The sequence below is a fragment of the Streptomyces sp. NPDC126510 genome (assembly GCF_040302345.1).
Classification (GTDB): domain Bacteria; phylum Actinomycetota; class Actinomycetes; order Streptomycetales; family Streptomycetaceae; genus Streptomyces.
The window spans coordinates 51013-64975 of the sequence record NZ_JBEORR010000031.1; the positions used below are offsets into that span (position 1 = coordinate 51013).

Annotated in this window: 9 protein-coding genes; 6 read left to right on the forward strand and 3 right to left on the reverse strand. The window is 68.9% G+C overall.

Going from position 1 to position 13963, the window contains the following annotated elements; translation table 11 throughout:
• Nucleotides 1-34: 34 nt before the first annotated feature.
• Together ABTX60_RS33685 and ABTX60_RS33690 are read left to right on the forward strand one after the other, a co-directional pair.
• Nucleotides 35-1045, forward strand: a complete 1011-nt coding sequence (locus tag ABTX60_RS33685) for an aldo/keto reductase (protein WP_502992446.1) — start codon at nucleotides 35-37, stop codon at nucleotides 1043-1045.
• Nucleotides 1046-1223: 178 nt separating this feature from the next.
• Nucleotides 1224-4322 carry an RICIN domain-containing protein gene (locus ABTX60_RS33690; RefSeq protein ID WP_352100816.1) on the forward strand — a complete coding sequence of 1033 codons (3099 nt, stop codon included), beginning with the start codon at nucleotides 1224-1226 and terminating at the stop codon, nucleotides 4320-4322.
• 154 nt (nucleotides 4323-4476) lie between these two features.
• Here the strand turns inward: ABTX60_RS33690 and ABTX60_RS33695 are convergent, their stop codons facing one another.
• Entirely contained in the window at nucleotides 4477-5754 is a 1278-nt protein-coding gene (locus tag ABTX60_RS33695) for a multidrug effflux MFS transporter (RefSeq protein ID WP_352100817.1), read from the reverse strand.
• Nucleotides 5755-5819: 65 nt separating this feature from the next.
• On the opposite strand from ABTX60_RS33695, the gene ABTX60_RS33700 reads away from it, so the two are divergent.
• Complete coding sequence (locus ABTX60_RS33700; protein WP_352100818.1) at nucleotides 5820-6323, forward strand: MarR family winged helix-turn-helix transcriptional regulator; 504 nt, start codon at nucleotides 5820-5822, stop codon at nucleotides 6321-6323.
• Between the two features lie 13 nt (nucleotides 6324-6336).
• Here ABTX60_RS33700 and ABTX60_RS33705 read toward each other — a convergent pair whose 3' ends face one another.
• Both ABTX60_RS33705 and ABTX60_RS33710 read right to left on the reverse strand, forming a co-directional pair.
• The gene (locus ABTX60_RS33705) at nucleotides 6337-7110 is read right to left on the reverse strand and encodes a glycoside hydrolase family 31 family protein (protein ID WP_352100819.1); all 774 of its coding nucleotides are present in this window, start codon (nucleotides 7108-7110) and stop codon (nucleotides 6337-6339) included.
• A 129-nt stretch (nucleotides 7111-7239) separates the two neighbouring features.
• Nucleotides 7240-10095 (reverse strand): glycoside hydrolase family 3 C-terminal domain-containing protein, encoded by a 2856-nt coding sequence (locus tag ABTX60_RS33710; protein ID WP_352100820.1) that lies wholly within the window; start codon nucleotides 10093-10095, stop codon nucleotides 7240-7242.
• 193 nt (nucleotides 10096-10288) lie between these two features.
• Here ABTX60_RS33710 and ABTX60_RS33715 point away from each other — a divergent pair, with 193 nt between their 5' ends.
• Genes ABTX60_RS33715 through ABTX60_RS33725 form a run of 3 tightly spaced genes read left to right on the forward strand, consistent with a single transcriptional unit; the run spans nucleotide 10289 to nucleotide 13880 of the window.
• Complete coding sequence (locus ABTX60_RS33715) at nucleotides 10289-11962, forward strand: ABC transporter substrate-binding protein (protein ID WP_352100821.1); 1674 nt, start codon at nucleotides 10289-10291, stop codon at nucleotides 11960-11962.
• Entirely contained in the window at nucleotides 11959-12906 is a 948-nt protein-coding gene (locus ABTX60_RS33720; RefSeq protein WP_352100822.1) for an ABC transporter permease, read from the forward strand. Before ABTX60_RS33715 ends, ABTX60_RS33720 begins: the two co-directional genes overlap by 4 nt.
• Nucleotides 12903-13880 (forward strand): carbohydrate ABC transporter permease, encoded by a 978-nt coding sequence (locus ABTX60_RS33725; RefSeq protein ID WP_352100823.1) that lies wholly within the window; start codon nucleotides 12903-12905, stop codon nucleotides 13878-13880. The genes ABTX60_RS33720 and ABTX60_RS33725 overlap by 4 nt, the downstream gene beginning before the upstream one ends.
• Nucleotides 13881-13963 lie beyond the last annotated feature (83 nt).

Sequence of the window (13963 nt, forward strand, 5' to 3'; positions counted from 1 at the left end):
TTCCCACCGTCCGCCTTCCTCCCCCGAGGAGCACCTGGTACGCCGGCGGACCATAGGAAACACCTCGGTCGTCGTGACCGCACTGGGCTTCGGGGCCTCGGTGATCGGCAACCTCTACCGGGTGACTCCCGCCCAGGACGCGTCGGCCGCCGTCGACACGGCCTGGGACGCGGGCATCCGGTACTTCGACACCGCGCCGCACTACGGCCTCGGCCTCTCCGAGCGCCGTCTGGGCGCCGCCCTGCGTGCCCGGCCGCGCGGGGCCTACGTCGTCTCCTCCAAGGTGGGCCGACTCCTCGTCCCCAACCACCGGCCCCGAGGCGTCGATGGCGAGGGCTTCGTCGTCCGCGACGACCTGCGCCGGCAGTGGGACTTCAGCCGCGACGGCGTCCTGCGATCCATCGACGACACCCTGGAGCGCACCGGCCTGGACCGGCTCGACGTCGTCTACCTCCACGACCCCGACGACCACTGGCGGCAGGCCGCCGACGAGGCCATGCCCGCCCTCGCCGACCTGCGCGACCAGGGCGTGATCGGGGCCATCGGGGCCGGCATGAACCAGACCGCCATGCTCGCCCGGTTCCTGCGGGAGACCGCCGCCGACGTCGTCATGCTCGCCGGGCGCTACACCCTGCTCGACCAGTCCGCGCTGGACGACGTGCTGCCGGCCGCGCGGGAGCACGGCAAGAGTGTCGTCGCGGTCGGCGTGTTCAACTCAGGGCTGCTCTCCCTCGAACGGCCCGCCGAAGGCATGAAGTACGACTACCAGGACGCGCCGCCGGACCTGGTCCGCCGGGCGCTGGCCATCGCCGAGGTGTGTGAGCGGCACGGCACCACCCTGCCCGCCGCCGCCATCGCCTTCCCGTACACGCACCCCGACGTCGTCAACGTCACGCTGGGCATGCGGACTCCGGAGCAGGTCCGCCGGAACGCCGCACTCCACCGCGGTGCGGTTCCCGCGGCACTCTGGGACGACCTCCGGTGCCAGGGTCTCATCAGGCCCGACGTCCCCCTCGCAGCGGACGAGCCGTTACTCCGGCCCTGACCCCGTCGCTCCGCCTCCGTCGTGAGGTGAGCCCACAGTCGTGCCCCGGCCTCCGAGGCACTCAGAGCCGAACCCGCTGAAGACCCGAGTCAACCGCACCGAGGACCCACCGAGGACATACAGGGAGCCGCCGTATGTACGCCCACCCGCTCGTTCGCACCAGAGGGAGTGACAGACGATGAAGCACGTCATCCCCTCCGTCCGCATGTTGTCAGCAGGCGCCGCGGTGGCGGTCTCCGCCACACTGCTGACGTCCCTCACCATGCCGACCCCGGCCTCGGCCGCCACCCAGGCGACGTACTACGTCGCTCCTGACGGCAGCGACTCCAACGCCGGGACGGTCTCGGCGCCGTTCAAGACCCTGCAGCACGCACGGGACGTCGTGCGCACGGTCAACGACAACATGACCGGAGACATCAACGTCTATCTCCGCGGCGGCACCTACCCGGTGAGCAGCACCATCGACTTCACCTCGGCCGACTCCGGAACGAACGGGCACCGTATCGCGTACACCGCCTACCCGGGCGAGAAGCCGGTCCTGGAGGGAGGCGTTCAGGTGTCCGGCTGGACCCAGCACAGCGGGAACATCTGGAAGGCCACCCTCAACCGGGACAACAAGCTCCGCGCTCTCTACGTCAACGGCAAGCGCGCCGAGATGGCCTCGAAGACGATCAACTCGGCCGGGTGCTACTCGCGCTACAAGGTCGATTCCCCCCTGCCTTCCTGGGCCTGGGAGTCGGTCGACGAGTGCGACGGATCCAAGTACAGCCTCTCCGACCTGCCCGCCATCGCGTCCAACCAGGACGACGTGGAGATCAAGACGACGTGGACCTGGACCACGGCGATCATCGGCGTCAGGCAGATCACCACGAGCTCGGACGGCGCCAACCGCGTGGCCATGTACCAGCAGCCGGGCGCGGCCATCGCCCAGGGGCCGCCGAACGGCAACTTCAACCCCAGCGGCAGCCACACGTTCATGAACGCGTACGAGTTCCTGAACCAGCCGGGTGAGTTCTACTTCGACAAGACCGCCCACGAGCTGTACTACTACAAGTCCAGCTCCGAGGACATGACCACGGCGAAGGTCTTCGCTCCGAACAACGTGTCCACCATCCTCAAGATCGCCGGCACGTCCAGGACCGATCACGCGAAGAACATCACGTTCTCCGGTCTCACGGTCGAGCACTCCGACTGGAACCTGACCAAGGTGGGGGACTCCGTCTTCCGGCAGGGCCAGCAGGGCAACGCCAGCGCGAACGTGTTCACGACGGGCAACTTCCACGTCTACACCTACCGCAACGTCGACCTGCCGCCGGCGATGATCCAGATCGAGAACGCCGACGGGATCGTCCTGCAGCGGAACACGGTGCAGCACACCGGTGCGGACGGCATCACGATGGCCAACGACGTGACGGACTCGCAGGTGACCGGCAACTTCACCAATGACATCGCCGGATCCGCCATCACCGTGGGACACCCCCAGCACGTGTACATCGGGGACTACACCTCGACCAACCACGAGAAGTACCCGGTGGCCGTCGAGGGCGTCTGCAAGAACATCACCGTGACCAACAACTACCTCTACGACAGCGCGGTCCTGTTCGAGGGCTCCAGCCCCGTGTCGGCCTACTTCGCCGACACCCTGTCCTTGCAGCACAACCGCATCGAGAAGGCGCCGTGGGCGGGCATCACGCTCGGCTGGGGATGGTGGAACTTCGATGGTTCGCAGGGCTCCATCAATGAGGGGAACCCGACCACCACGGCGAAGAACAACAGCGTCAAGTACAACGAGCTCATCGACACCATGCAGACGCTCAGCGACTCGGCTCCCATCTACACGCTGGGCAACCAGCCGGGCACCGAGATCAGCAACAACTACATCCAGGGCGTGCCGGCCGGGCACAAGTACGGAATCCACCCTGATGAAGGCTCGGCCAACATCAACGAGCACGACAACGTCCTGGACATCGACCCGGACGTCAAGTACGCCATCAACTCGGGCACCTGGGGCAAGCAGCACGACCTGACGATCACCAACACCTACGGCCCCGTCAACACGATCTTCAGCAAGAACGTCCCGGGCAGCACCATCGAGAACGTGCGCGTCCACGCGGACCGCGTGTGGCCGTCGCAGGCGTACAGCATCGCGGTGAACGCGGGTCTGGACGACCTCTACAAGGACATCATCCCGTCCGCCAATGTGACGCTTCAGGACTACGCGCTGCCCGCCAGCACGTTCACCGGCAAGGGTGTGACGACCATTCCGGTACGGAGTCCCGGAGACGGGACCAAGACCCTCTGGCTGGCTCCCGCGGGCACGACGACGTTCACCGCCGGTCCCACCAAGACCAGCGCGAGCGGTACCGCGACGTCCATCAGGGTCCCGCAGACGGCAGGTGACTACCGCCTCTACGTCGTGGACGCCCAGGGGAACGCGTCCGCCGCGTCGAAGGCGCTCGTGCGGCAGCGCTGGAATCACATCGACGACAAGGCGGCCGGCGTGACCTACTCCGGCACCTGGTCGAACTGGAACGACACCCAGGACATGAACGGGTCCGAGAAGTTCACCAGCACCGCGGGCAACTACGCCGAGTACTCGTTCACCGGTTCGGGCGTCCGGTACCTCAGCATGACGCAGCCGAACATGGGCAAGGTGGACGTCTACATCGACGGCGCCCTCGCCCAGTCGGGCATCGACGCGTATGCCTCGACGGTGACGAAGCAGGTGCCGCTGTTCGAGAAGACGGACCTCGCGGCGGGCCCCCACACGATCAAGGTGGTATGTACGGGTACAAAGAATGCCGCGTCGTCCGGCACCGTCTGCGCAGTGGACGCGTTCGCCTCCATCGCGTTCCCCACCACGAACGCCAACTACAAGGTGCTCAACAAGGGCAGCGGTAAGGCGGTCGATGTCTCGGGTGCTTCCCAGACCGACGGAGCCAACGTCATCCAGTGGACCGACCTCGGAGGCGCGAACCAGAACTGGCGCTTCGTCCCGGTCGGTGACGGCAGCTACGAGATCGTCAGCCGGAACAGTGCCCTGCTCATGAGCGTCAGCGGTGGCGTCACCACCGAGGGCGCGTCCGTCGTCCAGTCGGCCGACACCAACGCCGCGAGCCAGCGCTGGACACTGGTCGCCAACGGAAACGGCTACTACGAGATCAAGAACGTGAACAGCAACAAGCTGCTCACCGTGTCCTCGGGAGGCACTCAGCTCGTCCAGTCGACGGACACGAACGCCGACAGCCAGCTGTGGAAGGTCGTGAACGTGGACTGACCGCTCACCGACGCAGGTGAGTCGGAAGACTGAAGGAGGCGAACAACCCTGCGGGGCGGTGCCGGCGGAGAAGCCGGCACCGCCCCGCAGGCATGCCCCGTGGACATCCGCGGTGGGCGGCGGCACACCTCGGCCGCTGCTGAACGCAAGCCGGTCAGCCGTCCGAGGGTTCGCCCTCACCGCGCCAGGGCCGTGCCAGCGCGCACAGGGAGACTCCGGCCGCCGCCACGGCGAGCAGCATGATGAGGGCCATCGGCAGGGAGCTGTCCTCCCCGAAGAGGCCGACCAGGGGCGAGACGAGGGCGCCGCACAGGAACTGCAGGCCCCCGAGGACCGCCGAAGCGGCGCCGGGGGCTTCGCGGCCGAGGGTCTGGCCGATGCTCATGACCGCCGGGAAGACGAGGCCGATCCCGGCGACGGTGACGAACAGGGTGATCCAGGTGCCCGCGAGAGTTTCGCCGACGGTGACGACGAGGAGGGCCTGTGCCACTGCGCCGAGCGCGGCGATGCCGACGCCGGCCGCGAGCAGGGTGTTCAGCCGCACGCCCCGCTGCACCAGGCGGGAGAACACCGCCCCGCTGACGAGCATGCCGATCGCGTTGGTGGCGAAGATGAGCGAGTACGTCGTCGAGGAGACTCCGTGCAGGTTCTCGAAGACGAAGCTGGAACCGCTGATGTAGGTGAACAGCGCCGCTGAGACGAAGGCGAGGACGAGGACGTATCCCATGAAGGCCCGGTTGCCGAGCAGTGCGCCCATGGCGCGGAAGGTGCTCGCGATCCCGCCGTGCTGTCGGCGCTCCGGCGGCAGGGACTCCGGTACGGACCGCACGACGGCCAGGAGGAGCAGGGCCCCGAGCACTGTCAGCACGACGAACACCGCGCGCCAGGTGGAGACGGCCAGGACGGCCCCGCCGAGCACCGGCGCGGCGATGGGTGCCACGCCCATGATCTGGGACAGCACGGCGAAGTAGCGGGGCAGTTCGGTGCCCCGGAAGCGGTCCGTCAGGACGGCCCGGGCCAGCACGGCACCCGCCGCACCGGTCACACCCTGCAGGAAGCGGGCGGTGGTCAGCACACCGATGTTCGGGGCCACCGCGCACGCGAGGGAGAAGAAGGCGAAACCGGCGACCCCGGAGATGAGCAGCCCTCGTCGCCCGAGCCGGTCGCTGAGGGGGCCGAGCACCAACTGACCGATGACGAGCCCGGCCAGGAAGGCGGTCATCGTGAGCTGAACCGCGGAGCTGCTCGCGCCGAGCGTGTCGCCCATGGAGGGGAAGCCGGGCACGTACATGTCGATGGCCAGCGGCGTCATGGCGGTGAGGGCGCCGAGGACGGCGACCAGGGCGAGGGCCGAGCGTTTGGCAGCGTGGGGGGCGGTGTCCGGATCGGTGACTCGTTCAGCGGTGGAGGGGGCGGGGGACGGGGATATCATGGCAACAACGTTAGCTAATGATTCACTAGTTAACAAATTTCGCCGTACAGCTGGAGACGAGCCGCATGCCCTCCTCCCTTCCCTCCCCCGACGGGATCCGCGCGCAGTGGGCGGAGCACAACCCCGACCTGGACACCTCCCCCATGGAGCTGGTCGGCCTGCTCAAACGGGTCACAGGGCTCCTCGACCATGCCGTCGAGCCGCTCTACGCGGGTGCCCCCCTCACCGCTCCCGAGGTCGATGTCCTGGTCCCCCTGCGGCACGCCACCGACCCGGTCATCGCCAGCGGTCTCGCCCAGCGCATGGGGATGTCACGCGCCGGAATGAGCAAGACCCTCGCGAAACTGGAGCGCCGCGGCTTCATCGCCCGCACCCCCAACCCCGCCGACCGGCGTGCCGCCCTGGTCGTCGTCACCGAAGCGGGCGCGCAGGCGATCGACACCTTCTTCCCCCGCCAGCTGGCCGCGGAGGTCGAGCTGCTGAGGGACCTGGGCGAGGATCGTCAGCAGGTCATCCGGACGTTGTGGCGGCTCGTGGAGGTCATGGAGAGAGGGGCCGGCCGGGACTGACCGCGCGGCACGGTCATCGCGCCCGCGTGCCCGGACCGAGGCCGTCGAATTCGCCACGCACGCGCGCACCGGCCCGGACGAGGACCGGAACGCGTTCCAGCGGTGCCGCCGCGGACACGCTCGCGCCCCCTTCGTGCTCGGTCCCGGTCGCGGCGTCGCACCAGCGGCTGCCGGACGGCAGGTACACGGTCCGCTCCCGGACGCCTGCCTCGGTGATCGGGGCCACGAGCACGTCGGGGCCGAGCATGTACTGGTCGTCGACGTCCCAGGCGGTCTCGTCGCCGGGGAAGTCGAAGAACAGCGGACGCATCGGCGGGGCGCCGGTGCGGTGTGCGGTCTCGGCGAGTTCGTTCAGGTAGGGGCGCAGGCGCTCACGCAGAAGGAGGTGGTCGCGCAGGATCGGGTACGCCTGCTCGCCGTAGGACCAGACCTCAGTGCCGTCACCGCGCGAGGTGTGGGCGCGTGGGCCCGGGCAGCCGTGGTGCGGGCGCTTCTCGGCGAGCAGTTCGCGAAGGCCGTCCGTCTCTCCGCTGCGCAGGAAGCGCAGTCGTCCGTCGGGGTCGGCCTCGACGGTGATGCGTCCGTTGACCAGGCGGGCCGTGCCGTCGTCGCGGACGAGGACCGTCACCGCCCCCTCCACAGGGGGAAGATCGAGGGCCCAGTTCGCCTCGTCGTCTACGGTGTCGGCCGCGGCGCGTACCCGGACCGCGTGCGGACCCCAGGGTTCGACGCGCAGGATCTCGCCCTGGGCCCGTCGCTCGAGGGCGCGTTCGGCTTGCTGGCACATGGTGTCGGCCTCGGTTCTCGTGGCGAAGGGCGCTCGTCGGGGCTCCCGCGGTGGCAGGGTGCGTGGCCGGCTCACGGGTCGGGAGCCGGCCGGGGGTCACCGTCGGCGGCCGGTGATACCCCGCACCGTTCAAGCGGGTCCGGCCTCGGACGCGGAAAAGGAGAAGGAGGAGAGGCGGAAGTCGCCGTGCAGGATCAGTCGCAGGTCGTGGGCACCGTCGACGGGTGCCGTGACGTCGGCCGTCACCGTGGTCCAGATGTAAGGACCCCCGGTGACCGGTACGGCGAGCTGGGCCAACGGCCGGTCCCCGGCGCGGACCTCCAGCCGTGCCTCTCCCCCGCCGGCGTCCACGCGCGCGACCCGCGCCTCGACGCGGGTCGCGCCGGCCAGATCGGCGCGGCGGAACAGCAGGGTGGCGGTGCGTGCGGAGTCGGCCGGGGCGACGGCGTCGCCGGCGGCGCGGTCGGCGTCGACCAGGGTGGCGGCCGTGTGGTCGTCGAAGGCGACGGCCAGGGTGCGGCGGCCGACGACCGCGCGAGGCTCGGGAGGTGCCCCGGTCACCGTCAACGGTGCGGTCAGGACCACGTTTTCGGCCGACCGCGCTACGAGGACCTCGTAGGCGCCGGGGTCCACGGTGAAGGCGCCGGCGGCGACGTCCCAGTGTGCCAACCGGTCGGCGGGCAGCCGGAAGACCATCTCCCGGCTCGCCCCGGGTTCGAGCCGTACCTTGCGGAAGTCGGCGAGCCGCAGCCTGGGCGCCTCGTAACGGGCGTTCAGCGCCCGGACGTAGAGCTGCACCACCTCGCTTCCGGTGCGGCCGCCGGTGTTCGACAGGGTCACCGACACGTCGAGCGCACCGTCCCCCGCCAACTCCGCCGTGGACAGCCGCAGGTCGCTGTAGGTGAAGTCCGTGTAGGACAGACCGTGCCCGAAGGCGTAGCGGGGTGCGGCCCGGTGGTACTGGTAGGTCCAGCCCGCCTTGATGACGTCGTAGTCGAGGGGGTGCGGCAGCTCGTCGTCGCCGCGGTACCAGGTCTGCGGCAGGCGCCCGGCGGGGTCGGCGTCACCCAGCAGGACGGCGGCCAGTGCCGTGCCTGTTTCCTGCCCGCCGTGAGACGTCCACATCACGGCGGGCAGGTGCTCGTCGGCCCAGTCGAGGGCGTAGGGGTAGCTGCTCATGACGACCAGGGCGGTCTCCGGGCGGACCGCGGCGACCGCGCGCAGCAGGGCCTCTTGGGCCGCGGGCAGCGCGATGCCCGAACGGTCCTCGGTCTCGCGGCCGTCGATGAGCGGGTGGTTGCCGAGGACGACGATCGCGACATCGGCCGCCTCGGCGGCGGCGCGGGCCTCGGCCGTGCCGTCCCGCAGCAGCTCGTGCTGCCAGCGTTCGGCCTCCTGCGGTGTCTCGGCGGTGGTGGCGACCCGGCCGTCCGTGGGGTCGACCGCGGCGTAGCGGCCGCTGTGGATGTTGCGCAGGAGGACGGTGCCGGGGTCGCCGAGGGGGTCGGGCTCCAGTTGGAAAGTTTCGTTGACGAACCAGCTCTTGATGACGGTGCGGTCCGGGAGGAGCGCGTCGTCGTCCCTGCGGGTGAGGTAGCGGCCGGTGTCGGCGTCGCGCAGCGTCAGCGCGCCGCCTCCCCACTCCTGGACGTCGAACGCGGTCCCGCAGAGGGGTGCGCTCGTGGTGTGCGAACGCAGGACGATCCGGTCGGCGCCCTCGACGGTGACGACCTCCGCCGAGGCGGCACGCAGCCCGGACGCGATGCCGACCTCGTACGGCAGGGTGCCGCTGTACCAGTCTTCGTACACGCTGTCGGCGTGCGGGCCGATGACCGCGATGCGGGGGGACCGCTCCGCCCGAAGAGGCAGCAGGTCGTCGTTCTTGAGCAGGACCACCGACTCGGTGGCGGCGCGTCGGGCGAGGGCGCGGTGGCCGGGGCAGTCGATCACGTCCGCGCCGATTCCGGCGTACAGGTCCAGGTCGGGATCGAACTCGCCGAGCCGGAAGCGGAGTTGCAGGTGACGGCGGGCCGCGCGGTCGATGTCCGCCTCGTCGATCAGGCCACGCTCCAGGGCCTCCCGCAAGCGGCCGGTGACTGTGGAGCTGTCCTCGTTCTGGTCGGTGAAGCTGTCGATGCCGGCCTTCAGTGCCGCCGCGTGTCCCTCGGGATGGTCGGCGAAGTAGTGCTCCGGGTCGACCAGGTTGGACGGCGCCTCGGCGTCGCTGACCACGAAGAGTTCGTGCCCGGTCGGCGCGGCCCAGGCGCGCAGTTCTGTCGCGATGAGGGGACTGACGTGGCAGGGGCGGCCGTTCACGAGGTTGTACGCGGCCATCGCGCCGGTGGCCGCGCCGGAGGCGACGACGGGCCTGAAGGCTGCCAGGTCGTACTCCTGGAGCACGCGGGGGCGCAGGCCGGAGGAGGTGACGCAGCGGTCGTCCTCGTTGTTGTAGGCGAGGAAGTGCTTGAGCACCGGAGCGGCCCGCAGGTAGGTGGGGTGGTCGCCGGCCAGCCCTCGGCAGTAGGCCGTGCCGAGCCGGGCGGTGTGCTCCGGGTCCTCGGAGTAGCCCTCCTCGTTGCGGCCCCAGCGCGGATCGCGCAGCAGGTTCAGCACGGGCGCCCACGCCTGGAGGCTGTTGGTGCCGACGCCGTTCGCCGTCGGGCGGTGGCGGTGGAAGGCGCGCAGTTCGACCGAGACGGCCTGGGCGACCTCCCGCACCAGGTCCTCGTCCCAGGTCGCGCCGAGCCCCACGGCCTGCGGGAAGACGGTCGCTTCGCCGAGCCAGGACACACCGTGCAGTGCTTCCGTGCCAGTGCGGAACGCGGCGAGGCCGAGTCGCTCGACGGCCGGCGTGTACTGGTGCAGGAGGGCGATCCGCTCGTCGAGCGTCAGCCGCCCGAGCAGGTCGTCGACGCGCTTCGCCATGGGCAGCGCGGGATCGCGGAACGGGAACCGAGCGGCGGCGGTCAGAGACGGGGAACCCACGAGACAAACCCCTAGAAGCAGGCCGGTTTCGGATTGTTGAAGCGCTTCGACGCTCCCACCGACCTGGCAGGCTGTCAATGTGCGGAAGGAAAGAAAGTTTCTTAGGTATCTCCCTCTTGTTTCGCGAGAAACATGTCATTAACGTTCGCCGCCAAGTGAAGCGCTTCGACGCTCCGAGGGAGAAGGGCCGCTCATGAGCAACGAGTTGAACCGCAGAAGCTTCGTCGGCAAGGCCACGGCGGTGGCAGGGGCCGCGGCGATGGCTCCCCTGCTCTCCGCCTGCGGTAGCGGCGGAGGAGGACAGACCGGTTCGAACACCGCGTCGGGCCTGAAGAAGGCACTGCCCGCCTACGTGCCCATCACGGCCGTCAAGCCGGACATCCCCTCGGTGTCGAACGGCCCGGACGCGGTCACCGACCCGGGCTTCCTTAGCTACCCCACCGAACACCCGACCACCGTCTCCGGCGTCCCCGGCAAGGGCGGCAAGTACACCGCGGTCACCGCGCTGTGGGGCACCGTGCCGCCGCCCGGCAACTCCTTCTACCAGGCCATGAACAAGGCCCTGGGCGTCGACCTCACCATCAAGCCCGCGGACGGCAACAACTACGCGACCATCATCCCGACCATGACGGCCGCCAAACGCCTGCCCGACTGGATCCAGCTGCCGTCCTGGTGGAACGCCAACTTCAGCGTCGGCCAGCTGGCGGGCTCCCAGCTCGCGGACCTGACGCCCTATCTGGCCGGCGACAAGATCAAGAAGTATCCCAACCTCGCCGCGATCCCCACCGGCGCCTGGCGGACGGGCGCCTGGGGCAACAAGCTGTACGGCATACCCTGCGGGCCCACCCGGTTCTCCATCGCCGGCACCACCTTCTACCGACGCGACATCCTGGAGGCCAAGGGCATCACGCCGGACGACGTGAAGTCCGCCGACGATCTGATGAACCTCGGCAAGGAGCTCACCGACGCCAAGCGCGGCGTGTGGGCCTTCGACCAGGTGTGGACTTACACCTTCCCCTTCTGGGGCCTGCCGGACACCTGGAGGGTCGTGGACGGCAAGCTCGTCCACAAGTACGAGATGCCGGAGTTCCTGGAGGCGCTCGACTGGCACTACAAGCTGGCCAAGAACGGCTACATGCACCCGGACGCGCTCGCGAACACCCCCTCGGGCCCCCGCTTCTACTCCGGGAAGGTGCTGATCGTGGGCGGCGGCACCGGCACCTGGAACCTCGCCGACTACCAGTCGGGGGTCGCCGCGGACAAGAACTACCGGCGCGGCTCGTTCAACTTCTTCGCCGCCGACGGCAAGAGCAAGCCCAGCACCTTCATGGGCAGCTTCACCAGCATCGTCAGCTACCTCAACGCCAGGCTGAAGCCCAGCCAGATCGAGGAGCTGCTCGCGGTCGCCGACTACCTGGCCGCCCCGTACGGGTCACGCGAGTTCACCATGGTCAACTACGGTGTCGAAGGCATCCATTACACGATGAAGGACGGTGTGCCCACGGCCACGGCCGCGGGCCAGAAGTACGTCCAGCAGCAGACCTACCCGTTCCTGGCCAAAGCCTCGTCAGTGATCAGCAACCAGGGTGCCGACATGGTCACCAAGGACTTCGCAGCCTTCCAGGCGGCCAATGTGAAGGCCCTGTACAAGCCGGTCTTCTGGGGCATGAACATCAGCATGCCGCAGTCCATCGCCACGGCTGCGGCGGCGCAGTCGGTCGACGACACGGTCCAGGACTGCACCCGCGGCAAGAAGAAGGTCTCGGACGTGCAGGCCGCCATCGCCAGCTGGAAGTCGAGCAGCGGCAACCGGCTGAAGCACTGGATGACCGAGAACGTGCTCGACAAGTACGGGACCGGCCAGTGAGCACGGCGGAGGCTCGGCATGCTCAACAGCCCGAGCGGCTGAACTGGCGCATCAGACTGCGCCGCGACCGGACGCTCATCATCATGACGCTGCCCACGGTCGTCCTGCTGCTGGTCTTCAACTACGTGCCGCTCTTCGGGATCGTCACGGCCTTCCAGTACTACGACCCCCTGATCGGGGTCTGGCACAGCGACTGGGCCGGCCTCGACCAGTTCAAGCGGCTGCTCACCGACCCGATATTCTGGGGGGCTCTGAAGAACACGCTCTACCTGAGCTTCGTCCAGCTGATCCTGTTCTTCCCGATCCCGATCGCGCTGGCCCTGCTGCTGAACACCGTGATCAGCGAACGGATCCGCAACTTCTTCCAGTCGATCGTCTACCTGCCCCACTTCTTCTCGTGGGTGCTCACCATCACGATCTTCCAGCAGATGCTGGGCGGCGCGGGCATCCTGAACCATTTCCTGCGCACGCACGACATCGGTACCTGGGACATCATGACCGACCCGAACACCTTCGCGCTGCTGGTCACCTCCCAGGCGATCTGGAAGGAGGCCGGCTGGGGCATCATCGTCTTCCTCGCCGCGCTGGCCGCGATCAACACCGAGATGTACGAGGCTGCGGCGGTGGACGGCGCGGGGCGCTGGCGGCGCATGTGGCACATCACGCTGCCCGGCCTGCGCGGGGTCATCGTCCTGATGCTGGTGCTGCGGCTCGGCAACGCCCTGTCGGTGGGCTTCGAGCAGTTCCTGATCCAGCGCGCGTCGGTCGGCCACGACGCTGCCGACGTCCTGGACACCTTCTCCTTCTACTACGGCATCGCGACCAACGACTACAGCTACGGCGCGGCGGCCGGCCTCTTCAAGAGCGTCATCTCGCTGTTGCTGATCTGGGGTGCCAACAAGCTGGCGCACGCCTTCGGGGAGGACGGGTTGTACCGGAAATGACCAACACATCCACGATCGAACGCAGGCATGTGGTCTCACGGAGCCCCGCGGCCCCGGCCGTCCGGCGCAGATCACGCAGCGGGCGCCCTGCCTGGGAGGAACCGCCGACCCCCGTCGGCCAGGCGGCGAAGGGGCTGACGCTGGGTGGAGTGCTGGCGGTGATCGTTGTCCCGTTGTGGATCATCGTTCTCACCAGCGTCTCCTCCCCCGGCGCCGTCAACCGCGCCGGTGGCCTGGTCATCTGGCCGGACGGACTGAGTCTCCAGGCCTACCGGGAGATGCTCGGTGACTCGACCGTACGCACCGCGCTGCTGGTGAGCCTCGGCATCACCGTGGTCGGCACCGGGCTGTCGATGGTGGTCTCGGTCCTGTGCGCCTACGGCCTGTCCAGGTCCCGCTCGCTCGGGCACCGCTTCATCCTGCTTCTGCTCATCATCACGATGTTCGTAGGCGGCGGCATGATCCCCACCTTCCTGGTGGTCACCGGGCTCGGCGGCTACAACCAGTACTGGGCGCTGATCCTGCCGAGCGTCGTCTCCGTCTTCAACATCCTGGTGCTGCGCTCCTTCTACTCCTCGACCTCCGGCGAGCTGATCGACGCGGCCCGGGCGGACGGCGCCGGCGACTGGCGCATCCTCTGGTCGGTCGTCCTGCCCACCTCACGGGCGGTGACCGCGGTGATCGCCCTCTTCTACGGCGTCGGCTACTGGAACTCCTTCTTCAACGTCATGTTGTACATGCCGACGGAGAGCGAGAAGTGGCCCCTTCAGTACGTGCTGCTGACCTACGTCAACCGAGGCGTGGGCCTGCCCGGCTCGGTCAACTCCGGCTTCGGCAGCGCCGGCGCGCAGACCGCTCCGCTCTCGCTGCAGATGGCGGTGGTCGTGCTGACGCTCGTACCGCTGCTGATCGTCTATCCGTTCGTCCAGAAGCACTTCCGCACCGGTGTGCTCACGGGCGCGATCAAGGGGTGAACCGGCCACTCGCCGGCACCCCCGCCCCCCTCGGACCGGGAGCGGCTCCCCCTGCCCAACCCCGCTGCCGGAGCGGAGCCGCT

Coding starts and splice junctions, on each gene's coding strand:
- ABTX60_RS33725 (WP_352100823.1), top strand. CDS start 12,903: ATGACCAACACATCCACGATCGAACGCAGGCATGTGGTCTCACGGAGC.
- ABTX60_RS33700 (WP_352100818.1), top strand. CDS start 5,820: ATGCCCTCCTCCCTTCCCTCCCCCGACGGGATCCGCGCGCAGTGGGCG.
- ABTX60_RS33705 (WP_352100819.1), bottom strand. CDS start 7,110: ATGTGCCAGCAAGCCGAACGCGCCCTCGAGCGACGGGCCCAGGGCGAG.
- ABTX60_RS33715 (WP_352100821.1), top strand. CDS start 10,289: ATGAGCAACGAGTTGAACCGCAGAAGCTTCGTCGGCAAGGCCACGGCG.
- ABTX60_RS33690 (WP_352100816.1), top strand. CDS start 1,224: ATGAAGCACGTCATCCCCTCCGTCCGCATGTTGTCAGCAGGCGCCGCG.
- ABTX60_RS33695 (WP_352100817.1), bottom strand. CDS start 5,754: ATGATATCCCCGTCCCCCGCCCCCTCCACCGCTGAACGAGTCACCGAT.